Source organism: Allobosea sp. 10L422, from assembly GCF_056395345.1.
In genome coordinates, this window is sequence record NZ_JBFTJI010000012.1 from 141,347 (window position 1) to 164,858 (window position 23,512).

The 23,512-nt window shown below is 66.5% G+C and carries 20 protein-coding genes; 10 read left to right on the forward strand and 10 right to left on the reverse strand.

Features of this window, described 5'->3' with window-relative positions:
- Window positions 1-13: 13 nt before the first annotated feature.
- The gene (gene recO / locus AC1DEZ_RS21440) at window positions 14-775 is read left to right on the forward strand and encodes a DNA repair protein RecO (protein ID WP_441512499.1); all 762 of its coding nucleotides are present in this window, start codon (window positions 14-16) and stop codon (window positions 773-775) included.
- A 122-nt stretch (window positions 776-897) separates the two neighbouring features.
- Window positions 898-3,144: a DNA topoisomerase IV subunit A gene (gene parC, locus AC1DEZ_RS21445; RefSeq protein WP_476780610.1), complete on the forward strand. Its 2,247-nt coding sequence runs from the start codon at window positions 898-900 to the stop codon at window positions 3,142-3,144.
- A 315-nt stretch (window positions 3,145-3,459) separates the two neighbouring features.
- On the opposite strand, the gene AC1DEZ_RS21450 is transcribed toward parC, so the two are convergent.
- The 6 genes from AC1DEZ_RS21450 to AC1DEZ_RS21475 all read right to left on the reverse strand — a co-directional run bounded on the left by AC1DEZ_RS21450 (window position 3,460) and on the right by AC1DEZ_RS21475 (window position 8,480).
- The gene (locus AC1DEZ_RS21450; RefSeq protein ID WP_476780611.1) at window positions 3,460-4,053 is read right to left on the reverse strand and encodes an outer membrane protein; all 594 of its coding nucleotides are present in this window, start codon (window positions 4,051-4,053) and stop codon (window positions 3,460-3,462) included.
- Between the two features lie 89 nt (window positions 4,054-4,142).
- Window positions 4,143-5,168: a DUF2336 domain-containing protein gene (locus AC1DEZ_RS21455; RefSeq protein WP_441512502.1), complete on the reverse strand. Its 1,026-nt coding sequence runs from the start codon at window positions 5,166-5,168 to the stop codon at window positions 4,143-4,145.
- Window positions 5,169-5,291: 123 nt separating this feature from the next.
- Window positions 5,292-6,491, reverse strand: a complete 1,200-nt coding sequence (locus AC1DEZ_RS21460) for a UxaA family hydrolase (protein ID WP_441512503.1) — start codon at window positions 6,489-6,491, stop codon at window positions 5,292-5,294.
- The gene (locus AC1DEZ_RS21465) at window positions 6,488-6,802 is read right to left on the reverse strand and encodes a UxaA family hydrolase (protein WP_441512504.1); all 315 of its coding nucleotides are present in this window, start codon (window positions 6,800-6,802) and stop codon (window positions 6,488-6,490) included. The genes AC1DEZ_RS21460 and AC1DEZ_RS21465 overlap by 4 nt, the downstream gene beginning before the upstream one ends.
- Window positions 6,803-6,954: 152 nt before the next feature.
- Complete coding sequence (locus AC1DEZ_RS21470; protein ID WP_476780612.1) at window positions 6,955-7,602, reverse strand: RraA family protein; 648 nt, start codon at window positions 7,600-7,602, stop codon at window positions 6,955-6,957.
- Between the two features lie 113 nt (window positions 7,603-7,715).
- On the reverse strand, window positions 7,716-8,480 hold the full coding sequence (locus AC1DEZ_RS21475) for an arginyltransferase (RefSeq protein WP_441512506.1): 765 nt from the start codon (window positions 8,478-8,480) through the stop codon (window positions 7,716-7,718).
- A 146-nt stretch (window positions 8,481-8,626) separates the two neighbouring features.
- Between AC1DEZ_RS21475 and AC1DEZ_RS21480 the strand changes: the two genes are divergently transcribed.
- Window positions 8,627-9,457 carry a class I SAM-dependent methyltransferase gene (locus tag AC1DEZ_RS21480; protein WP_476780613.1) on the forward strand — a complete coding sequence of 277 codons (831 nt, stop codon included), beginning with the start codon at window positions 8,627-8,629 and terminating at the stop codon, window positions 9,455-9,457.
- Here the strand turns inward: AC1DEZ_RS21480 and AC1DEZ_RS21485 are convergent, their stop codons facing one another.
- The 3 genes from AC1DEZ_RS21485 to AC1DEZ_RS21495 are packed head-to-tail and all read right to left on the reverse strand — an operon-like array spanning window position 9,458 to window position 12,613.
- A complete protein-coding gene (locus AC1DEZ_RS21485; protein ID WP_441512508.1) occupies window positions 9,458-9,928 on the reverse strand; it encodes an RDD family protein in 471 nt (156 codons plus the stop codon).
- 57 nt (window positions 9,929-9,985) lie between these two features.
- Entirely contained in the window at window positions 9,986-11,230 is a 1,245-nt protein-coding gene (locus tag AC1DEZ_RS21490) for a threonine ammonia-lyase (protein ID WP_441512509.1), read from the reverse strand.
- Window positions 11,231-11,272: 42 nt separating this feature from the next.
- Window positions 11,273-12,613, reverse strand: coding sequence for a branched-chain amino acid ABC transporter permease (locus tag AC1DEZ_RS21495; RefSeq protein WP_476780614.1), 1,341 nt, complete (start codon window positions 12,611-12,613; stop codon window positions 11,273-11,275).
- Between the two features lie 161 nt (window positions 12,614-12,774).
- Here AC1DEZ_RS21495 and AC1DEZ_RS21500 point away from each other — a divergent pair, with 161 nt between their 5' ends.
- Window positions 12,775-13,413, forward strand: a complete 639-nt coding sequence (locus tag AC1DEZ_RS21500; RefSeq protein ID WP_441512511.1) for a VOC family protein — start codon at window positions 12,775-12,777, stop codon at window positions 13,411-13,413.
- Between the two features lie 18 nt (window positions 13,414-13,431).
- Here the strand turns inward: AC1DEZ_RS21500 and hemB are convergent, their stop codons facing one another.
- Window positions 13,432-14,487 carry a porphobilinogen synthase gene (gene hemB / locus AC1DEZ_RS21505; RefSeq protein ID WP_441512512.1) on the reverse strand — a complete coding sequence of 352 codons (1,056 nt, stop codon included), beginning with the start codon at window positions 14,485-14,487 and terminating at the stop codon, window positions 13,432-13,434.
- 249 nt (window positions 14,488-14,736) lie between these two features.
- On the opposite strand from hemB, the gene AC1DEZ_RS21510 reads away from it, so the two are divergent.
- From AC1DEZ_RS21510 to glyA, 6 genes are all read left to right on the forward strand, one after another.
- On the forward strand, window positions 14,737-15,792 hold the full coding sequence (locus tag AC1DEZ_RS21510; protein ID WP_476780615.1) for an enoyl-CoA hydratase/isomerase family protein: 1,056 nt from the start codon (window positions 14,737-14,739) through the stop codon (window positions 15,790-15,792).
- A 2-nt stretch (window positions 15,793-15,794) separates the two neighbouring features.
- The gene (locus tag AC1DEZ_RS21515) at window positions 15,795-16,235 is read left to right on the forward strand and encodes a DUF6163 family protein (RefSeq protein WP_476780616.1); all 441 of its coding nucleotides are present in this window, start codon (window positions 15,795-15,797) and stop codon (window positions 16,233-16,235) included.
- A 264-nt stretch (window positions 16,236-16,499) separates the two neighbouring features.
- A complete protein-coding gene (ldtR, locus tag AC1DEZ_RS21520) occupies window positions 16,500-17,012 on the forward strand; it encodes a transcriptional regulator LdtR (RefSeq protein ID WP_441468360.1) in 513 nt (170 codons plus the stop codon).
- A gap of 299 nt (window positions 17,013-17,311) precedes the next feature.
- Entirely contained in the window at window positions 17,312-18,556 is a 1,245-nt protein-coding gene (locus AC1DEZ_RS21525) for a L,D-transpeptidase family protein (protein ID WP_441512515.1), read from the forward strand.
- A gap of 287 nt (window positions 18,557-18,843) precedes the next feature.
- Window positions 18,844-21,675, forward strand: a complete 2,832-nt coding sequence (locus tag AC1DEZ_RS21530) for an autotransporter domain-containing protein (RefSeq protein ID WP_441512516.1) — start codon at window positions 18,844-18,846, stop codon at window positions 21,673-21,675.
- Between the two features lie 502 nt (window positions 21,676-22,177).
- The gene (gene glyA, locus AC1DEZ_RS21535) at window positions 22,178-23,479 is read left to right on the forward strand and encodes a serine hydroxymethyltransferase (RefSeq protein ID WP_441512517.1); all 1,302 of its coding nucleotides are present in this window, start codon (window positions 22,178-22,180) and stop codon (window positions 23,477-23,479) included.
- The last annotated feature ends 33 nt before the right edge of the window (window positions 23,480-23,512 follow it).

The following is a 23,512-nucleotide window of genomic DNA, read 5'->3' on the forward strand; positions in this document are numbered from 1 at the left end:
CTAAATCCTGTCCATGGAATGGACGGATGAAGGCACGATCATCGGCCTCAAGGCTCATGGCGAGAGCGCCGTGATCCTCGAGGTGATGACCCGCGACCATGGCCGTCACCTCGGCCTCGTCAGGGGCGGGCGTTCGCGGAAGGCGCAGCCGCAGCTCCAGCCGGGCAATCATGTCGCTGTGACATGGCGCGCCCGGCTCGACGAACACCTCGGCGAGTACAGGGTGGAACTGCTGACCTCGCATGCCGCCCGTTTGATGGCGGTCCCGGTCGCGCTCTACGGGCTGGGGACGATCGCTGCGCTTCTTCGCCTGCTGCCTGAGCGGGACCCGCATCCGGGCCTCTACGAAGGCTTCGCCGTCCTCATCGCTCATCTCGACGAACAGCGCTTCACGCCGGCGCTGGTTGTGCGCTTCGAACTCGCCATGCTCTCGGAACTCGGCTTCGGGCTCGATCTTGCGCGCTGCGCCGTGACCGGCTCCCCCGACGATCTCAGCCATGTCTCGCCGAAATCGGGCAAGGCCGTCAGCCGCCGGGCGGCGCAACCCTATCTCGACCGGCTGCTGGCGCTGCCGGCCTTCCTGGTCGAGGGGCAGGGCGGGCGTGAACCGTCCGCGGCCGAGCTTCTGGCGGGCTTCGCCCTGACCGGGCATTTCCTGCGCCGTCACCTCTACGAGCCTCGGGGGCTTCGCGAACCGCCGGAGCGGGCGCGATTGATCGAACTGGCGACGCGCATCGCAGCGAATTCACCCGCTGCGGATTCATCCACTGATTGAGCGCAAAATGCCGGCGCCGGCGTTTGCACGCATGGCGGCGTACCTGCATTGTTCTGGCGGGCTGATTCGCGCTGTGCCATAGAAGCCGCGCGAATTTTCGACGAGACGAGGGCTGAAGACGCATGGGCAAACCGGTCGATCCGCCGCCGGAGGACGAATCCGAGCGCATCGATCTGAAATCGGCGCTCGAAGAGCGCTATCTTGCCTATGCGCTCTCCACCATCATGCACCGCGCTTTGCCGGATGCGCGCGACGGTTTGAAGCCCGTCCATCGCCGCATCCTGCACGCCATGCGGCTGCTGCGGCTCGATCCGGGCCAGGTCCACAAGAAATGCGCCCGCATCGTCGGCGACGTCATCGGTAAGTTCCATCCGCATGGCGACCAGTCGGTCTACGACGCGCTGGTGCGCCTCGCGCAGGATTTCGCCCAGCGCTATCCGCTCGTCGACGGGCAGGGCAATTTCGGCAATATCGACGGCGATAACGCCGCCGCCTACCGTTATACCGAAGCGCGCATGACCGAGGTCGCGCGCCTGCTCCTCGACGGCATCGACGAGGACGCGGTCGACTTCCGCGAGACCTACAACGGCGAGGACGAAGAGCCCATCGTCCTGCCGGCCGCCTTCCCGAACCTGCTCGCCAATGGCTCGCAGGGCATCGCTGTGGGCATGGCGACCTCGATCCCGCCGCACAACGCCGCCGAGCTCTGCGACGCCGCGCTCTACCTGATCCAGCACCCGGAGACCTCCTCCGAGCAGCTCATGACCTTCGTGCCCGGCCCGGATTTTCCGACCGGCGGCATCATCGTCGAGAGCCGCGCCTCGATGGCGGAGACCTATCGCACCGGTCGCGGCGCCTTTCGCACCCGCGCGCGCTGGGTGAAGGAGGATCTTGAGCGGGGTGCCTGGCAGGTCGTCGTCACCGAGATCCCCTACATGGTTTCGAAGGGCCGGCTGATCGAGAAGATCGCCGAGCTGCTCAACGACAAGAAACTGCCTTTGGTCGCGGATCTGCGCGACGARTCGGCSGARGAYATCCGCGTCGTCATCGAGCCGCGCRSCCGCRMTGTCGATSCCAAYCTGATGATGGAATCGCTGTTCCGGCTCTCTGAGTTGGAAGCGCGCATTTCGATGAACATGAACGTGCTGACCGGCGGCCTCGTGCCGCGCGTGCTCGGCCTTTCGGAGGCCCTGCGCGCCTGGCTCGACCATCGCCGCGAGGTGCTGCAGCGGCGTTCGCGCTTCCGGCTCGGCCAGATCGAGAAGCGGCTGGAGATCCTGCGCGGCCTGTTGATCGTCTATCTCGATCTCGACCGGGTCATCAAAATCATCCGCGAGGAGGATGAGCCGAAGATCGAGCTGATGAAGGTCTTCGATCTCACGGAGGTTCAGGCCAATGCCATTCTCGACACGCGCCTGCGCGCATTGCGCAAGCTTGAGGAGATGCAGCTCAAGACCGAGCTTGACGAACTGACCAAGGAAAAGGGGCAGATCGAGGAGCTGCTCGGCTCCGAGGCGACACAGTGGAAGACGATCGCCTGGGACATCCGCCAGGTGAAGAAGACCTTCGGCCCGGAGACGGCGATCGGCAAGCGCCGCACCGACTTCGCCGACATGCCCGACACCGCCGATATCGACCTGACCCAGGCCATGGTCGAGCGCGAGCCCATCACCGTCGTCATCTCGAAGAAGGGCTGGATCCGCGCTCTGAAGGGCCATGTGCAGGATCGCTCCAGCTTCTCCTTCAAGGGCGACGATGCGCTCCAGACGGCGTTCTTCACCGAGACGACCGCGAAAGTGCTTGTGCTCGCCTCGAACGGCAAGGTCTTCACGCTCGACGCCTCGAAGCTGCCGGGCGGGCGCGGCTTCGGCGATCCGATCAGGCTGATGATCGAACTGGAGGAGACGGCCGAGATCGTCTCCGCTTTCCCCTACAGGCCGGGCTCCAAGCTGCTGATGGCGACGAGCGAGGGCAGGGGCTTCGTAGCTCCCGCCGACGATGTCGTCGCCAACACCCGCAAGGGGCGGCAGGTTCTGAATGTCGATGGCACGCACGTCGCCGTGCTAGCGGTGCCGGCTGATGGCGACCATGTCGCGATCATCGGCGAGAACCGCAAGCTGCTCTGCTTCCCGATCTCGGAAGTGGCGGAGATGGGCCGTGGCAAGGGCGTGCGCCTGCAGCGCTACAAGGATGGCGGCCTCTCCGACGCCAAGACCTTCAACCTCGCTGACGGCCTGACCTGGCTCGACACCTCCGGCCGGACCTGGACGGTGACGCAGGCCGATCTGCTGGAATGGCTCGGCCATCGCGCCGAGGCCGGGCGCCTGCCACCCAAGGGCTTCCCGAAGAGCAATACCTTCGGGGGGTGAGGGCGCCTAGCCAGTAGGACGTCCTCATGCTCGCAGAGAAGTCGCGAGAACCGCAACGCAGAACCGCCGTTGGCGCTTTAGCCGTGACCTGACGGTTGCCGCGGTGAGGGCTCGTCTCGCTTGTCCAACGGCCTACACTCACCCCTGCGCCTGTCTTCGGGCTTGCCCGAGATCGGCGCTTGAAGTGTCGAGGCCGTCAACAGCCGACTTCGATGCAGCAGAGGGGTTCCCTGCGCCTTCATTGTCAAATGTCAATGCTGTCAGGAACTTACGCAGACTTCCTGAATCAACCCAGCAGCCGCCTGAATCAAATCCTCAGCGGATCGGCCGGCCGAGGATCCCGGCTTCGAGGCTGAGCGTGATCTTGTCGGTGACGGCCCATTCCACGCCGGCGCGAGCCTCGGGCCGCACGGCGATTTCGCTCTGGTTGAAGGGCGCCGAGAATGGCGTTGCGCCATAGCGCCAGGTTTCGTTGGCGGCCGACATCCCGACCTTGGTGTAGAGCAGCACGTCAGGCGCTACCAGCACGCCGGTCTTGACCTGGAAGGCGCCGGCGAAGTCGCGCGTGTAGGCCACGTTGCCGAAGCTCGGATAGCCATAGCCGCCGATCGCGGGGGCGTAGTCGATCGCGCCCACGATGCCGTAAACGAAGTTGCCCTCGCGTCGCATCGTCCCGGCCTCGAGCCCGAAGGTCGGCCCGGCGTTCGTGCGCATATGCTTCGAGCTTGTGACCTGGAGGCCTGACGAGATGCGGGCGTAGGAGCCCTCCCAACGCGGCGAGATCATCGGCTCGTCCCAGGCGAAGGACGGCAAGGCGGCGAAACCGGTGAGGGGCAGGAGGGTCTCTGCCTGCGCTGCGCCCGCGAAAAGAACCGAAAGCGCCGCAGCCGAAAGAAGCGGAAATCTCACGTCGAAGCCATCCTCGCGCAGAAGCGCCCTGCGGGAAGCTAGCATGAGGCGGGGTGAATGTCGCGGTTTTGTGGCGCGGCCACGGTCGCTCAGGCGATCTTCGTCCGGAGCTTGAGGAAACGCAGCGTCCGCTCGGCGGTCGCAAGGTCCAGCTTGGCGTAGGCATCGACATCGTCGTCGATGTCGCGCGAGGAGAAGTAGAGCCGCCGCGCGCGCAATTGCAGGATGGCGCGGAAGGCCGTGGTGCCGATCCCGAGCGAGCGGCAGGTGACGGCGATGCCGCTGGCATCGCGCTGCATCAGCACGCGCAGCGCCTGGTCGATCGTGATGTCGGCGATCTGCGCGAGGACCTGCGCGAGATGATAGGCACGGTCTTCGTCGGCCAGCATGGTCAGCACATCGTCGACCTCCCGGACCTTCGCAACGAGATCGGAGAGCAGGAGCTTGACCTCGAGCCTTTGCTGGCGCGCCTGGCGGGCGAGGGAGGCGGCCTCCTGCGTTGCGCTCGCGCCGGGAGCGGCCCCTTCCGCGAACTGCTCGACGATCCGCAGGACGCGCTGGGCGCGGTTCGGCGCAAGGTCCGAGCGGCGGGCCAGTGCGTCGGTGATATCGGCGTCGCCGTGGCCGCGCTCGAGCAGCCGATCGAAGCCCCGGTCGGAGAAGGCTGCGCCCTCATTGGCGCTGACCGTGTGCAGCACCTTCTGGTCGCCACGCTCGACCAGGATGTCGGTGACGCTTTCGGAGAGGCGCGCGCGCTCGGCGATGGCGACGAGATGCTGCTGCGACTGGCTGACGGCGATGGCGGCGAGGTCGGTGTCGGTGAGAACCGGTGAAAGGGTCAGGACAAGCCGCGCGACGTCGGCATTGCCATCGCTGCCGAGAGTAACGGCGACATTGTTCGGCAGGGTCGGCATGCTCGCCACGCGGTCCGCATAGCCCTTGCGCTCATCGTCGCCGAGCTGGCCGAGCGAAGTCGTCGCGATCTCCCCGTAGTGTTCCTTGACGGTCTCGCTCGGTTCCTGATCGAGGAGGAACAGATCCGTGACCGCATGAAGCAACTGCCGGCGCGAATCCGACGACATGTCGGCCGGCATCCGGGTCAGGTTACGCAACATGAAGGCCCCCACGGCAAAGCAGCGGCGCCATCATGCCCGGCCGAGCTTGATTTACTCTTAAGGCGTCTCGCTCTTTTTCTGGAGGGCGGGCAGGTTTTCTCGGGGGGCTGGCTACGTCGGCCTTCATCCTGCCGGCAGGCAGGCAGGGCCGAGCGGCTCGAAGCTCTTATAGGTCAGGATGAATTCCTGATGGCCGAGCTCCTCGGATTTCGTCTTGCCGCCCTGGCCGAGCGAGACCACGAGATCGCGGATCTCCTGGCCGATCGCGTCGAGGCCTGCGCGGCCTTCGAGGATGCGCCCGGCATCGACGTCCATATCCTCGGACATCCGGCGATAGGTTTCCGGGTTGGCACAGATCTTCACCACGGGCGAGATCGCCGAGCCCACGACCGAGCCTCTGCCCGTCACGAACAGCACGCAATGCGCGCCGCAGGCGATCAGCTCCGCGATCTCGGCATTGTCGTTGATGTTGGGGAAGCCGAAGCGCACCTCGCCATCCGGCACGACGTCGAGCAGGTAGAGCCCGCCATGCGGTGGCACGTCGCCGGGCTTGATCAGGCCGGAGATCGGCGATGCCCCGGATTTCGCATAGGCGCCCATCGACTTCTCCTCGATGGTCGAGAGCCCGCCCTCGGCGTTGCCGGCGGCGAAGGAGCCATAGCCCAGCGTCGCATAGTAGCGCGCTGCCTTGGCGACGGACTTCTCCAGCTCCACGCCGAGCTCCGTCGTGACCGCGCGCGCCGCCATGATGTGCTCGCAGCCGATCAGCTCACCGGTTTCCTCGAAGATGCAGGCGGCGCCTTCCGAGATCAGCTTGTCGAAGGCGCGACCCGCAGCCGGATTGCCGGTGATGCCGGAGGTGCCGTCAGAGCCGCCGCAGACCGTGCCGACGACCAGCTCGGAGACCGCCATCGGCACCGTCTCCTGCGCGTCGAGCGCGATGCGCTGCTCCTCGACCCAGGCTCGGCCCTCGCGGATAGACGAGCGGGTGCCGCCCGTGCCCTGGATGATGATGGTCGTCACCGGCCGGCCGCTGGCGTGGATCGCCCGCTCCAGCGCGTATTTGTTGAAGCTCTCGCAGCCCAGCGAAACTAGGAGCACGGCGCCCACATTCGGATGCGTGCAAAGCTGCTCCATCATCCGCTCGGCGTAGGAATTCGGATAGCAACCGGGAAAGCCGATGGCATGGACGCCTTCTTCGCGCCAGGGCAGGGCGATCTCGCGTGCGACATGGTGGGCGCATTCGACGAGATAGGCGACCGCGACGGTGTTGCGGATGCCCTTGCGCCCGTCGGACCGGAGATAGCCGCGCATCTCGCTCATGCCGAGGCTCCCGCCTTGCGTTCATCTTCCAGATGGTAGGTCGGCGTGTAGTCGCTGCGCATGTTGTGGACATGGACATGCGCGGCCGGCGCGATCGCCTCGGTCGCGACGCCGATCGGCGCGCCGTATTTCAGGATCTTTTCTCCGGCCGCGATGGCGCGGCGCGCGATCTTGTGGGCGAGCGCGATGTCGCGGTCCAGCGCTGCGGGACCTGAGCCAGTCTCGACGCTCTCGCCGGCTTTCAGCCGCACCCGCGCGACCAGGACGTTGTCGCGCGGATCGAGCAGGATGAGGCGCGGATCGTGGGACATGACATCGAGTCCTCCTGGGAGGGAGCCCTCATCCTGAGGAGCCATTCCCTTGGAATGGCGTCTCGAAGGATGCTCGCGGAGGCTCCTGAACCATCTGGATCATCCTTCGAGGCGCGGCTGCCCGGCTTCTCGGGATGAGGGCTGCAACTCTCTCAGAACTTGCCGAACTGCAGGTAGGCCTGCTGAGGGTCCGTGCCGGCGAGGATCGCGGTACGGACCTTGTTCTCGGCCGAGATCGCGGTTTCCGACTTCTCCAGAACGTCCTCGATGATCTCGGCGGGGATGCGGACGACGCCGTCGCGATCGGCGAGGATGTAGTCGCCGGGCCGGATCCAGACATCGCCGATCTTGATTGGCTCGTCGACGGCCTTCGGCAGCCAGGCGCCGACGATGTCGCGCGGCGTGTAGGCCTTGAAATAGGCCTGGAAGCCCATCTCGACCAGGAATTCGGTGTCGCGCGAGAGCCCGTCGATGACGCAGCCGCGCACGCCCTTGTTCTTCAACGTTTCGGCCGAGAGCTCGCCCATCAGCGCGATCTCGTTGGTGTTGGGCTGGCAGACCCAGACATGGCCGGACTTGGCGGCGGAGAGCAGGCCGGTCCAGCCGAGCAGCGTCTCATGCGCGTCGAATTCGCCGGTCTTGCCTTCGACGGTGAAGGCGGGTCCTGCAAGCTTCTGGCCGGGCAGGAGCGGACGCAGTTCCGGCGGCAGCACGAAGTCCCTCAGGCCCATCGCCCGCATCGTGTCGTGGATGATGCCGGTGTAGCAACGCTCCAGCCGCTGCGTCAGGTCTTCGCTCATGTTTCCTCCGGTCGGCATTTGTCGCGGCGGGTTTGCCGCGCTGGCCGTTGGCGGCACAGTGCCGGGAGGGGCTGGGCGTCGCAAGCGCGTTCTGCGCGCGTCGCTGATGCGTTTCAATCGGTTGAATCAGTGCGGTCGACGCGTTCCCAACCCTGCGGCAGCAAGCGCTCCTGCGGCAGGAAGCGCGCCTTGTAGGCCATTTTGGGCGAACCTTCGACCCAGTAACCGAGATAGACGTAGGGCAGGCCGAGCCGCCGCGCCCGGGCGATGTGCTCAAGCACCATGAAGGTGCCAAGCGAGCGCGGCTCCAGCCCGGGATCATAGACCGAGTAGACCATGGACAGCCCGTCCTTGAGCGTATCGGTCAGGGCCATGGCGAAGAGATCGCCCTCGCCGCGGCCGGTGAAACCCGAATCGGGGCCGCGCCGGCGGTATTCGATGAGATGCGTCTCGACATGGGTGTCCTCGACCATCATCGCAAAGTCGAGGGCCGACATCGTCGCCATGCCGCCATCGGGATGGCGCTCGTCGAGATAGGCGCGGAAGAGCGAATAATGCTCGGAGCGCGGTTGCGGCGGCCGCGCCTCGCCGATCAGGTCGCTGTTGCGCGCCAGCACCCGGCGGAAGCTGCGCGAATAGCGGAAATCGTCGACGCAGATCCGGACGGAGATGCAGGCCCGGCAGATCTCGCATGCCGGGCGGTAGGCGATGCTCTGCGAACGGCGGAAGCCGCCTTGCGACAGCACATCGTTGAGCTCGCGCGCCCGGGAGCCGACCAGATGCGTGAATACCTTCCGCTCCTCGCGTCCTGGCAGATAGGGACACGCGGTTGGGGAAGTGAGGTAGAATTGCGGGGCGTCCCGCAATGGGCGCGTCACGTCGGCGGGCTCCGAAAAAGCTGCGCGCCTTCAATGTAGCATCGGTGGCGGCGGCAACAAGCGCGAGGCGGCATGTGCGGCGATCTTGCTGCCGACAACTTCCCGGCGTCGACTGGGCTGCGAACGGATTGGCCTCGGGAGTTGAAATGCCCGGCGAGAAAGTGGCGCTCAGAGGAGCGAAGGAAACGCTCCTGATCACGCTCTGCGCGAAGGCAGGCGAGAGCCGTTTGCCCGACTCGCTCCTGAAGGATCGCTTCGCCGCGGAGGCGATGGGGTGGGTCGACTACGACTTCGCGCGGCTCGGAATCGATCGGGATTTGATGATCGGCGTCGCCTTGCGGGCGCATGTGATCGATGGCTGGACGCGGGATTTCATTGCCCGGCACCCCGAAGCTACCGTGCTGCATCTCGGCTGCGGGCTCGACTCGCGCGTTCTCAGGCTTGAGCCCCCCGCCAGCATCCGCTGGTTCGAGGTCGACTACCCCGATGTCATCGCTTTGCGGCAGCGCCTCTATGCGGACCGAGAAAACTGCACCTTGCTGGGATCGTCGGTGATCGAGTCGGGATGGCTCGAGGCGGTGCCGCGGGATCGGCCAGCTCTTATCATCGCCGAGGGCCTGTTGCCCTATCTGCCCGAGGAAGAGGTGGTGCTTCTGCTGGCGCGGGTGATGGGGCACGTCCCCGGCGGCGAATTTGCCTTCGATGCCTATAGCCGGGTGGGCCTCACGCTGATCGCCTGGCAGCCCGCCATCCGCTCGACCGGCGCGGCGCTGCACTGGGCGCTCGATGATCCCCGGGAGCTGATGCGACAACTCCCCCGACTCAAGCTCGTTCAGGAGCTCACGGGCTATGGCGCGAACGGGTACGATCTACGACAGGTCGCGCGGATGTCGCTCACGGCGCGGGCGACCATCCAGATGTTCGGATGGATTCCCGCGCTGTCGCAGATGGCGCGCCTGCTGCGCTTTCGCTTCTGATCAGGCCCGGACGACGACCAGCCCGGTCAGGAGGTCATGGCCCATGCGCCGGTCTTCGCGAGCGAAGCCGCAGGCGACGTCGACAAGCCAGAGCAGGAAAGTGCCAGCGGCGACGTAGAACAGCAGCGCATGCACAGCGGCGGTCAGCCCGTCCGGGCGGCCGCCATTAGCGGTCTCGACCCTCAGGCCCGCGACGCGCATGCCCCAGGTGGACTGACGCCGCCCGCCGATCGTCAGCGCGGCATAGCCCAGCGCCGTCGCGAACGCCGCGATCGGGAGAAGCAGCCAGGTCGCGCCGAAGGTGACGATGCCGAGCACGAACAGCAGGAAGACGACCAGCCAGCCAAGGAAGAACAGCACGACGATATCGACGAGCCAGGCGAACAGGCGCGATCCGAGAACGCCGCTGACGTTCTGGTAGGGGCGCTGCTCCAGAGCCGTGATCGGCTGGCTGTAGCGGGTATCGCTCATCGAGACTTCAATCCTTCATCGGCGCGCGGGATGCGTAGCCCGAGCGGATATGTTTGATCAGCGCATCGGTTCCGCAAGGCCGCGTGGCAGGATTCGCCTTGGCGCGAAGCCGTTTTTTGCAAGCATGTTCTCGATCGCGCGCGAATGCGCTTCGCCCCGCGTCTCCACGGTGACGTCGAGCGAGACGCCCTTGGCAGGCACGTCGAGAAACAAGCGGCCATGGCTGACCTCGAGGATATTGGCGCCTTCATCGCCGAGCAGGCTGGCGATCTTGCCGAGCAGGCCCGGCCGGTCGTTGCTGGTCAGGCGGAAGGCGACGATGCGATCCTCGCGTTCGAGTTCGCGCACCATGATCGCGGCGAGCAGGCGCGTGTCGATATTGCCGCCGCAGAGCACGAGCCCGACCTTACGCCCGGCATAGCGCTGCGGGTCCTTCAGCATCGCGGCGAGGCCGGCGGCGCCCGCGCCTTCCGCGAGGCTGTGCTGCAGGCTGGCATAGGCGTTGACCGCACGCTCGATCAGGTCTTCGCCGACAAGGACGATATCGCTGACCAGGCTGGAGACCACCGGCAGGGTGAGTTGGCCCACCGTCTTGACCGCGATGCCTTCGGCCAGGGTCGGCCCGCCGATCGGCCGGTTCTGCGCATGCACGACATTGAAGAAGGAGGGATAGAGATCGGCCTCCACGCCGATGAGTTCGATCCCGGGCTTGATCGCCTTGGCGGCAACGGCGTTGCCGGCCATCAGCCCGCCGCCGCCGATCGGGATGATCAGCACGTCCAGATCGGGTTCGTCGGCCAGCATCTCGCGCGCCACCGTGCCCTGGCCCGCCATGACCGCTGCATCGTCATAGGGGTGGACGAAGACGAGTTGCTCGGCGCCGGCAAGCTCATGCGCCTTCTGGCTGGATTCGAAGAGCGTCTCGCCGTGGAGCACGACACGGGCGCCATGGGCGCGGGTGTTCTCGACCTTCACCAGCGGTGTCGTCTCGGGCATCACGATCGTCGCGGGAATGCCGAAGCGCTTGGCATGATAGGCCACCGCCTGGGCGTGGTTGCCGGCCGACATGGCGATGACGCCGCGCGCCCGCTCGCTCTCGCTGAGCGTCAGCAACTTGTTGACGGCGCCGCGTTCCTTGAACGAGGCCGTCGCCTGCATGTTCTCGTGCTTCACCAGAACGGTCGCGCCCGTCAGCTCGGACAGGCGCGGCGCCGGCACGAGCGGCGTGCGCAGCACATGCCCTTCGATGCGGTTCGCCGCCGCGTCGATATCCTCGGGGGTGATGGCGAAGGCTTCGCTCATGATGCGCTCCATCCCGGTGTCATGTCGTCAAGCTCGTGCGTGTCAGACTTGCCGCGGTGTCAGGTCTGCATCGCCGAAGAAGCCGCCGGGGCGCAAGATCAATACAACGGCCAGCAGGGAGTAGACGGCGAGATCACGCTGTTCGATCGGCAGCGTCGCCGACCACGCGGCTTCGAATATGGCGATGCACAGGCCGCCCAGCGCCGCGCCGCTGACCGAGCCGATACCGCCGAGAATGGCGGCGACGAGTGCCTTGAGACCCAGGGAGAAACCGCCGGCGAAACCCATGCCGCCATAGATCGCGGTCACGATGACGCCGGCCATGCCGCAGACGGCGCAGGCGATGATGACGGCGACGTCATGCACGGCGCGGGCGTCGACGCCGAACAGGGCCGCAGTGCGCGCATCGTCGGAGACGGCCCGCCAGGCCCGGCCATAGGCCGTGCGGCGGATCAGCGCGACGAGGCCGAGCGTGACGGCGAGGCCGATGACGGCGAGCGCCAGCGCCAGCGGGTTCAAGGTGACGATGAAGGTCCCGGAATGGGCCAGGGGAATCGGGCTGTTGAACACCGGCGGCAGCCAGCGCAGTTCCGGACCCTGCACCAGCCTGAGATATTCGGACAGCGCGATCGCGAGCCCGATCGTGGCGATCAGCATCTGCTGGCCGCTGGCGCGTTCGAGGTGACGCAGCACGAAGCGGCCCATGGCGAAGCCGTGCAGGGCGCAAACGAGGATCGCAACGGCGAAGGCCACCACGAGCCCTGAAAGCGGCGTCGAGATCGCGAGCGAGAGCAGCAGCGCCACGCCGACGACGGAGGAAAGCGCGCCGAGCGCCGCGAATTCGCCGAAACACAGGATGATCCGCCCGGTCAGCCCGTAGACGAGGGCATAGGCCGCGGCGAGCAGACTGTAGATCGCCGCCGACGGCAGGGCGCTCAGCCCCTGCTGAAAACCGTAGGCGACCGAGATCGGGATCGCCGGCAGGTTCTCGGCGGAGGGGGCGGCCGGATCAGGCGGCGGCTCGGCCCTGTCCTCGAGATAAAAGCGGCGCAGCAGATAGAAGCTGGCATCGGCCATCGGGCGCCCGTCCGAGGCGATACCGACCAGCGCGCCGCGACCGGGGCCGCCGCCTTCCCCGGCGAACAGGCAATCGATGCTGCGGTGGCGCGAGATGTCGTCGCCCAGTTGCACCCTGTAGAGCAGCCTCAGCGCCCGCGGCACGGGCCCTTTCGTGGCGCGCTCGATCTCGATGCGGGCATTCGGCGGATTGAGCGGTGGGATCGCCTGGCGGCAGAGCCGCATCTGATCGGTGTCGAAATCCGCGCCGCACCCCGCAAGGGCGAGCAGGACAACGGCCAGAATCGGCAAGATGAGCGGACGCATGCCGCGCGACGGTAGCGCTTGCGCGGTTGGTTTGAAACACACGCATCTCGGAGCTTGCCGCGAGCCGAACGAGTCGCTGGCCAATCGAGCCGGATTCTGGAAAACGTCGCCGGTCCCTGCCTAGAATAGCATCCTATCTCCGCTCCCTTGCCGGTTCAGCCATGCTCCATCTCGATCATCTTACGGTCATCGCGCCGACCTTGTCGGAAGGCGTCGCGCATGTTCGGGATTGTCTGGAGCTCGACGTCCCCTTCGGCCAGCGCCACGCCTATATGGGCACCCATAACCATCTGCTGCGGCTGGGGGAGGGGATCTATCTGGAGATCGTGGCGTTGGATCCCGATGGCGTCAGGCCGGCTCGCGCGCGGTGGTTCGGCCTGGACGATCAGAAATCGGTCAGGGCCGATTGGGATGCGGGCCGCCGTCTGCGTGGTTGGGTGGCGAGGACGGATGCGATCGATCTGATGCTCGCCGGCCGCGAAGATGTCTTCGGCAAGAAGGTCTCGCTCCCCTGGTCCGAACCTGCCTTCGATTTTGCGATCCCGGATGACGGCTCCCTGCCCCTTGGCGGTGCGGCCCCTTCGCTGATCGACAGGCGTGGCAAGCCGCGTTCGATGGCGACGATCGCGGATATGGGCGCGCGGCTGGAGGGCTTTTCGCTCGAACACCCCGACGCCGCCGCACTCATGGAGTTCTATCGCGAGCTCGCGCTCGACCGCGGGCCTACCATCACGGGAGGCGATAGCCTGCGCTACCGCGCCCGGATCAATACGCCTGCCGGCCTGAAGGAGCTGTTCTAGCAGCTGCGACGGGCGTGTTCAGCCCGCCTTGAGCTTCTTCGCCACGCGCGGCGCGAAATAGGTCAGCACGCCGTCGGCGCCGGCACGCTTGAAGGCGAGCAGGCTCTCCAGCATCGCCTTGTCGCCGTCGAGCCAGCCATTGTTCGCCGCCGCCATGATCATCGCGTACTCGCCGGAGACCTGATAGGCGAAGGTCGGCACGCGGAAATGGTCCTTCACCCGCGCGACCACGTCGAGATAGGGCATGCCGGGCTTGATCATCACCATGTCGGCGCCTTCCTCGAGATCGAGCATCACCTCGGCGATCGCCTCGTCGGTATTGGCCGGGTCCATCTGGTAAGTGCGCTTGTCGCCGACCAGCGTGGCGTTGGTGCCGATCGCGTCGCGGAACGGGCCGTAGAATGCCGAAGCGTATTTCGCCGCATAGGCCATGATCTGCACATCCTCATGGCCGTCGCCGTCGAGCGCGGCACGGATCGCGCCGACGCGCCCGTCCATCATGTCGGAGGGCGCGATCACGTCGGCCCCGGCATCCGCGAGCGCTTGAGCCTGTCCGACGAGGATTGCGACCGAGGCATCGTTCAGGATGCGCTCGCCATCCATCACGCCGTCATGGCCATGCGAGGTATAGGGGTCGAGCGCTGCGTCGCAGATGATGCCGATCTGCGGCACCGCCGACTTGATGGCGCGCACTGCGCGGCACATCAGGTTGTTCGTGTTGAGTGCTTCCGAGCCGGTGGGATCGCGCAGCGCCTTGTCGACATAGGGGAAGGGCGCGATCGCCGGAATGCCGAGCGCCGCAGCCTCCGCCGCCTGCCGCACGGCTTCCTCGATGTTCAGCCGGTCGACGCCCGGCATCCATTCGACCGGCAAGCGGGCCTCGGCCGAGTCCATCAGGAAGATCGGCCAGATCAGGTCGTCGGTCGTGAGCTGCGACTCGCGCACCAGCCGGCGCGACCAGTCGGCCTTGCGGTTGCGGCGCATCCGGCGGGTGAGCCCGAGCGACGGCGCGCCGTGCGCCTCGTCCTGATGCGACTGCGGAGCGGGGAAAGGCCGCACGACCCGGGATTCCATGGACTTTGCCTCAAGCGATGAACGAAAACGGCCCGGCATTCGTCGAAGGGGCGATGTCGGCAAGCCGTTTACATATCACATCGGAACCATTCCAAAACAGGGCGCTTGGTCGCAAGGCTGCTGCCAGCCGGGCGCAGGGCGCGCCGAGCCGAGCGGTGCGGCGGGGCCAAGCCGCACTTGCCGTTCCGTCGCGTTGACAAGCCTGCCCCCGCCTTCCAGAACCGCTGCCCACGGAAGCAGGATCGGACCATGACGCAGGACCAGGAGATCATCTGCGAGATCCGCGGCGCCGCCGGCGTCGTGGTGCTCAACCGGCCGAATGCGCTGAATGCCCTGAGCCTCGGCATGGTCCGCGAGCTCGCACGCGCGCTCGACGCCTGGGAGAACGATCCGCAGGTCACCCGCATCGTCGTCATCAGCACGAGCGAGAAGGCCTTCTCGGCAGGGGGCGACATCCGCTGGCTGCATGATTGCGGCAAGGCCGGGCGACGTGACGAGATGCTCGCCTTCTGGGGCGAGGAGTACATCCTCAATCACCGCATCAAGACTTATCCCAAGCCTTATGTCGCGCTGATCGACGGCATCGTCATGGGCGGCGGCGTCGGCATATCGCTGCATGGCAGCCACCGCATCGCGGGCGATCGCTATCTCTTCGCCATGCCCGAGGTCGGCATCGGCTTCTTCCCCGATGTCGGCGCGACTTATGCGCTGCCGCGTCTCGACGACGGCTTCGGCCGCTTCCTGGCGTTGACGGGTGAGCGTGTCGGCGCCGCCGATGCGCTCACGGTCGGGCTTGCCACCCATGGCGTGCCGAGCGAGCGGATGGCGGAACTGGCCGATGCGCTGACGGGTCGTGGCGCGCTCGACGAGATCCTCGCCGCCTTCAGTCTCCAGCGAGGGCCGGGCCCCCTGCAGGCTGAGCGCGCGGTGATCGCAGATGCCTTCGGCGGGGAGACCTTGCCGGTGGTGATCGCAGGCCTGAACAAGGCCGCCGCCAGCGGCAGCGCCTTCGCAGCCAAGCTGCTGCAGACCATCGCCACCAAATCGCCGACCAGCGTCGCCATCGCCTTCGAGCAGATGCGGCGTGGCGCCGGCCTCGATTTCGCCGAGGCGATGCGTATCGAGTTCCGCATCGTGTCGCGCATTGCGCGCGGCCATGACTTCTATGAGGGCGTGCGCGCTGTCGTGATCGACAAGGATCAGGCGCCGCGCTGGCAGCCGGCGACGCTCGATGCCGTCAGGCAGGCCGATATCGACGCCTATTTTGCGCCGCTCGGCGCCGACGAACTCGAGCTGGAGGATTGAGCTTGGGTCTGGGTGGCGATGGCGAGGCTCTGCGCGGTGCGAGGTCCGGCGAGGATGGCGAGAAGCGGCGAGGCCGGTGGCAGCTCCTGCTCGTCTGGTTCCTGCGCCTGCTCTCGGCCTTCTGGCTCGCCAAGGGGCTCACCGCCTGGGCCGTGATCTTTGGCCTGCCCGGCAATCCGCAGCCGCCCTTCGAAAACCGGCTGCTGAGCTATCAGGCCATCATCGTCTACTTCGCCGTGATCGACCTCGTCGCTGCTGTCGGCCTCTGGCTGACTTCCACCTGGGGTGGCGTGCTCTGGCTTCTGGCGGCGATCAGCCAGATGTTGCTGGGCTTCTTCTTCCCGCGCTTCGTGCCGATGACGGCATGGCTCGTAGTGCTCTATGTCGGGCTGATGGCCGTCTATTTCCTCGCCACCTGGGCGGCGGAGAACGAGGCGGAGTAGCGATCGATCGCCGCTACGATCTTCCCCTCGCACGGCGTTCTCGCAGCGCTCCAAACGCGGCGGCCAGCGCTTCGATTGCGTCGAGTCATGGTAAGAATCGCTTTAGCTTAAGCGTTTCTAGCTTCACTTACGATTCACCCAAAGGGGTAAATCCCTGATTCATCCTGATATTTAAACTCGTTTTCATCCGCCCCTGCTTATGGTGTTTTTCAGAAGCGGACCGGGAGACAAATCCTGGCCGACACACAACAGGCAGGATATACCATGAAAGCGAGCGTCAAGACTTTGGATGTTGCCAAGACTAAAGAGGCCGAACTCAACGTGAAGCCTCTTTATCTTGAGTCGCTCACCCTGGTGGAGCGGCTGCATCGCCGGCTTCTCGATGTCATCAAGGACGAGTTCGAGCGCCGCGGCCGTGACGACGTCAACAGCGTGCAGGCCCTGCTGCTGTACAACATCGGCGATGCCGAGCTGTCCGCCAGCGAGCTGCGCACCCGCGGCTACTATCTCGGCTCGAACGTGTCCTACAATGTGAAGAAGCTGGTCGAACTCGGCTATCTCCACCACGCCCGTTCGCGCATCGACCGTCGCTCGGTCCGGATCAGCCTGACCGACAAGGGCACCGAAGTGCACGATATCGTGAAGGGCGTGTACGACAAGCATGTCCGCACCGTCGAGCAGATCGGCGGCATCGCGGCGGATGACTTCGAGCGCATGAACAACGCGCTGCTGCGCCTGGAGCGCTTCTGGACCGACCAGATCCGCTACAAGCTCTGACGTCTCCGTCGCTTAACGACGGCTTCGCCGATCTGCCTGCCTGTTGCGCGGCTGGGACCTGTCTCGGCCGCGTCGGCGCGATTCCCGCAGGGCTTCGGGATCGACTGTGACTTTGTTGCCATGCATGGGGCAAAACCATGCCATGCCCTAAATTCGCCTCTGTCATCACGCCTCGTTAACCGTGCTAGGACACCGTCATCGGCCATGAGGTTGTTGTGGCAGTCCGGCGCCAGCGTCGCCTTCTTGGCGACGTTTTTATGCGGCCTGCCTGCATGCGTGAAGTCTTGAAGAGGGATGAGATGTCGCAACTGAGCCTGACTCGCCGCGAAACCGTGTTGGCCCTGCTCTCGGGCGCCGCCACGGCCGCCGCAGCCCCGGCGCTCGCCCAGCAGGCGGAGTGGCGGCAGAGCTACGATGCGGGTCCGCGCAACGCCGTCCTCCGCTCCTCCACGCCGATGCTTTCGCCGGAATCGCTGCAGGCTACCGAGCAGGCGATCGCCGCCTATCGGGATCTCGCCGCCCGTGGCGGCTGGCCGCAGGTCCAGCTGCCGGAGCGCATGGGCGTCGGCGCCAGGGGGCCGGGCGTTGTGGCTCTGCGCCAGCGCCTGATCGTCACCGGCGACCTCGATGCGGCCGCAGGCGACAGCGCAGTCTATGACTCCTATGTCGAGGCAGGTGTGCGCCGCTTCCAGTCGCGCGTCGGCCTGTCCACCACCGGCACGATCAACCGCGCCACGGTGGTCGCGCTCAACGTCCCGATCGACCGCCGCATCCGCCAGCTCGAGACCAATGTCGTGCGCCTGCGCACCTGGTCCGGCAATCTCGGCGGCCGCTATGTCGTCGCCAACATCCCCGCGGCGATGGTGGAGACCGTCGAGAACGGCCATGTCGCGACGCGTCACGCCGCCGGCGTCGGCAAGATCGACCGCCAGTCGCCGCTGCTGCAGACCCGGATTCCCGAAGTCAATTTCAACCCGACCTGGACGGTTCCCGCTTCGATCATCCGCAAGGATCTGATCCCGAAGATGCGCAAGGAGCCGGGTTATCTTGCCGAGAACAAGATCCGCATCATCTCGCCGAGCGGCGGCGAGATTTCGCCCGCCAGCGTGAACTGGAACTCGGACGAGGCGACGCGCTATACCTTCCGGCAGGATCCGGGCGGCGACTTCAACTCGCTCGGCTTCGTGCGCATCAACATCCCCAGCCCGCACGGTGTCTACATGCATGACACGCCGTCGAAGGGCATCTTCGGCGACGATTACCGTTTCGTCTCCTCAGGCTGCATGCGCGTCCAGAACGTGCGCGACTATGTCGCCTGGCTGTTGAAGAACACCCCCGGCTGGGACCGCGCCAAGATCGACGAGGTCATTCAGTCGGGGCAGCGCGTCAACGCCCGCATTTCCGACCCGGTGGCCTGCTACTGGGTCTATGTCACGGCGTGGGCGACGGCCGATGGCGGCGTGCAGTTCCGCGACGACATCTACAACAAGGACGGCCTCGGCCCGGCGCCGGTAGCGGCCCTTCAGGGCGATCAGGACATCTGAACGGCCGAGAGGCTCTCGAGAGCGATGAAGCCCGCCGGAGACGGCGGGCTTTTTGCTGGCCGGAGCCAGTGCGGCGCACTGCGATCGAGGTGACAGAAAGCACCCGGCGCTTCCGCGGCCCTAACCGAAGCCATGCGTTGTCGGCCTAGGCGCCGGCCACTGGTTCGCGTTGACCCTCCGGCCGCCTGTGGGCAGGTTCTTAGCCGGCGCGTCCGGATGGAGCCTTGCGCCGATGTCTCGGGGGCTGCGTGAATTTCCTGGCTAAGCCTACCGTTGCAGCCTTTCTGGTGTCGACGGCTCTCACGAATGTCGCCGCGGCTCAGTCGCGCGGCCCGCTCACCGATCCCCAGAGCTGGCGCACACCCGAATACTTGGCCCAGTGGGGGCTCGACTATATCAACGCCGCGAATGCCTATGCGCGCGGCGTCGATGGTACGGGGGTGCTGATCGGAGTCATCGATTCCGGGATCTTTGCCGCACATCCTGAATTCATCGGCCGATATGCCGGGGGTTACGACTATCCCACCGAAACGGCGCAGCCGATCGATCGCAGCGGGCACGGCACGAGCGTTTCATCAGTCATCGCCGCCAACCGTGACGGCAAGGGCGTGCACGGGGTCGCGCCCGGCGCCTCGCTCGTCGTCGCTGGAACGGAAGTCGAGTTGGGATATACGGAAGTGGCTTTCACGATGAGAGCCTATGCCGATCTGCAGGCGCGCGGCGTCCGCATCATCAATAACAGCTACGGCGATGAACGCCCGATTACGGCATTCACGAGCGGCAGCTACCAGTCGGAGTACCCGGCAGGCATCCCCGCCTATCGACGCGCTGTTGCCGCAGGAATTCTCAGCATCTGGGGCACGGCGAATGAAGGCCGGAATCAACCGAGCGCCGAGGCCGGGCTGCCCTATCTCTTCCCGGAGTTGGAGCGCGGCTGGCTGGCGGTTATGGCCCTCGGCCCCGATTATGAGCCGTTCTACACCAACCGCTGCGGTGTGGCGAAGAACTGGTGCCTCGCGGCCCCCGGCGGCGGCGACTGGTGGTATCCCGACCCTTATCCCAACGATCCCATTGTCGTGGCCAACAACAGCGGCGGCTATTCCAGGGTCTACGGGACTTCCTTCGCCGCTCCCCATGTATCGGGCGCAGCGGCGCTGGTCTGGCAGATGTTTCCCTTCTTCAGCGCCGACCAGGTGCGCCAGACCCTGCTCGGCACAGCCAAGGACATTGGCCCGCCGGGCGTCGACGAAATCTTCGGATACGGCCTGCTCGATGTCGGCAAGGCTGTGCTCGGCCCCGGCCGCTTCGACTGGGGCGACTTCGTCGTCGAACAGCCCGGCGGCGTCGCCTTCTTCGAGAACGATATTGTCGGCGCAGGCGGCCTCGTCAAACGCGGCGACGGCGAACTCGTCCTGACCGGCCACAGCGCCTATGCCGGCGCGACGCGGGTCGAGGGCGGCTTTCTCACCGTCATGGGCAGCATCGCCTCGGCCACCAGCGTCGCGCCGGCGGGCACGCTTGCCGGCACCGGCGTCGTCAACGGCTATGTCGACAATGCCGGCGCGGTCTGGGCCGGCAACAACCGCGGCGTCGGGACGCTGACCGTCAACGGCAGCTATGTGCAGCAGGCCGGCGGATTCCTGGTCCAGCAGCTCGACGCGACGGGCGGGCAGAATCGTCTCGCCGTGACGGGAACGGCTAGCCTTGCCGGTCAGGTAGCGCTGGCCGGCGGCCCGCAACTGCTGCCGCGCTTCCTGACCATGCCGGTGATCACCGCCGGGCAGGGCCTCATCGGCCGCTTCGAAGGCGTCGAAGGTCCCTTCGGAGACGGCTCGGCACCCTTCGTCCAGGCCAGCCTGCGCTACGAGCCGAACACGGCGCATCTCGACATCCGTACGCTCCCCTTCGACGCGCCCGGCGTCTGCGCCTCGGCCAATCAATGCGCTGCCGGCTCCGCTCTGGAGCGCGGCCTTGTCGGTGCCGATGCCGATCTGCGCGGCGTGGCCACCCTGCTCCAGGCCGCCGGCACGCGCGACGGCGCCCGCGCGGCGCTGTCCGGCCTCTCGGGCGCGGCGCATGCCAGCCTCAGTACGATCGCACTCGGCGGCTTCGCGCCCTTCGGCGGAATGATCGCGCAACGCCTGACCGATCTGCGCTCCGGCCAGGTCGAGCCGACGGCGGGGCATACGGCGATGGCCTATGCGTCGGGTGGGGCAATCAGCCCGGCTGCGGCGCTGCTGGCGCGGCTGCCCTCCGGCCAGGCTGCACCCTGGGGCGAGGCTGGGGCCTCCCAAAATGCCTGGCTGCGTGGCTATGGCCTCGCCGGCAGGGTCGGCGGCGATGCCAATGCCGGCGGCGCCGATTACCGCGGCGGCGGCGTGGCCGGCGGCTTCGATCGGCAGGTCACGCCCGCTCTGCTGCTCGGCTTCAGCCTCGGCCTGTCCAGCACCGATATCGATTTCCGGCAGTTCGCCGGCAAGGGCAGCATCAAGGCCTATGACGGCGCGTTCTATGGCAGCTATGCGAGCGGGCCGCTGCGCCTCGACGGTGTCCTCGGCTATGCCCGCCTCGATCTCGAGAGCCAGCGCAGCATCAGCTTCGGCGGCATCTCGCGTCGAGCCGACGCTGATTACGGCGGCGACCGCTTCACCGGCGCTCTCGAGGCGGCCTATGCCGTCGAACTCGGCTGGTCGACGATCGAGCCGCTGGCCGGGCTGCGCTATACCTACGTGCGGCAGGATGGCTTTGCCGAGACCGGCGCCGGCAGCATCGGCCTGACCAGCGGCTGGCAATCGGCATCGAGCCTGCTCGGCAGCCTCGGCGCCCGTCTCACCCGGCAGTTCGACCTTGGTGCGAACCGGATCGCGATCGAGGCGCGCGGCCGCTGGCAGCACGAATTCCTCGACGATGCCGTCGTCCTCGACACCGCCTTCATCGGGGCGTCGGCGGCAAGCTTCGCCGTGCAGGGCGCGCGGGTGGCGCGCGATAGCGCGATCCTGGGCATCGGCCTGTCGACGCGGGCCGGCCGCAATGTGACGCTCATCGCCGATTACGATGTCCGTCTCAACGCGGATGACACCGCCCATGCCGTGACGGCGGGATTGCGCGCGACCTGGTAGCGGGCCACCGCGCGGCATCATGTGTTCGGCACGATCGGCGGTGCTGGCGATCCTTGCCGTCCCTTTTCGCCCGGCTGCGAATGTCAGTCCCCCGGCGCCGATAGAAGCGAGCCGGCCAGCAGGCGAAGCCCGGTTGCCTCATCCGATTCGGGGTTGTCGGCGAAAGCCGGCGCGCCCGAGAGCAGACTCGTGGTGAAACCGCTGCAGCCGAGCAGGCGATGCCCTAAATTTGCGGAGCGTTCGTCTTCACCGGCATGGTTCCGGGCCGGCCGTCATCGCGACCCGGGGCCGTGCTCCTTGGTCGGTCGGGGAGGCGCCTTGGATTTTTTGAGCTGCTTGCGCTCGTGTCATCCGCTTCACGCTTGGAAAGGCGCGCCCCGAGTGCTACGGGACCCGCGACAGCGGGATCGCGCGCGCGGATTCCGCAAAGCCTTCGCACCGCATGCCGCGCAGGGTCGCACGCCGTTGGTGGGCGATGATACAGCGCCGATGGAGCCCCGCCATGAGCCATGACGCCGCCGCCGACAAGCACCTCTCGAACTCCTTCTTCGGCGCTTCGCTGCATGACGCCGATCCCGAGATCGCCCGCGCCATCGATCTGGAGCTCGGCCGCCAGCGCGACGAGATCGAGCTGATCGCCTCCGAGAACATCGTCTCCCGCGCGGTGCTCGAGGCGCAGGGCTCGGTGATGACCAACAAATACGCCGAAGGCTATCCGGGCCGGCGCTACTATGGCGGCTGCCAGTTCGTCGACATCGCCGAGAAGCTCGCCATCGAGCGCGCCTGCCGGCTGTTCGACTGCAACTTCGCCAATGTCCAGCCGAACTCCGGCTCGCAGGCCAACCAGGGCGTCTTCATGGCGCTGATGCAGCCCGGCGACACCTTCATGGGCCTTGATCTCGCCGCCGGCGGGCACCTGACCCATGGCGCGCCGGTCAACCAGTCCGGCAAGTGGTTCAACGTCGTCTCTTACGGCGTCTGCGTCGTCGACCAGACCATCGACTATGACGCGATGGAGCGCCTCGCCATCGAGCACAAGCCGAAAGTCATCGTCGCCGGCGGCTCGGCCTATGCCCGCCACTGGGACTTTGCCCGTTTCCGCGAGATCTGCGACAAGGTCGGCGCCTATTTCATGGTCGACATCGCCCATTTCGCCGGGCTCGTCGCCGGCGGCGCGCATCCCTCGCCATTCCCGCACGCCCATGTCGTCACCACCACGACGCACAAGACCCTGCGCGGCCCCCGCGGCGGCATGATCCTGACCAATGACGAGGCGCTGGCGAAGAAGATCAACTCGGCGATCTTCCCCGGCATTCAGGGCGGGCCGCTGATGCATGTCATCGCCGCCAAGGCGGTCTCGTTCCAGGAGGCGCTGCAGCCGGAGTTCAAGACCTATGCCCACGCTGTCGTCGCCAACGCCAAGGCGCTGGCCGAGACGCTGAAGGCGAAGGGCTTCGACCTCGTCACCGGCGGCACCGACAACCACCTGATGCTGGTCGATCTCCGCTCGAAGAAGCTGACCGGCAAGGCGGCCGAGGCCGCGCTCGGCCGCGCCCACATCACCTGCAACAAGAACGGCATCCCCTTCGACCCGGAGAAGCCGATGACCACCTCGGGCATCCGCCTCGGCACCCCGGCTGCGACCTCGCGCGGCTTCGGCATCGCCGAGTTCAAGCAGGTCGGCGAGCTCATCGCCGAGGTGCTCGACGGTCTTGCCGCCCATGGCGAGGAAGGCAATGCCGCGGTCGAGCAGGCCGTGACGGTCAAGGTCAAGGCGCTGACGGCGCGCTTCCCGATCTATTGAGGGCGGTTTCGAAGGGGCTCTGAGAAAAGCTGG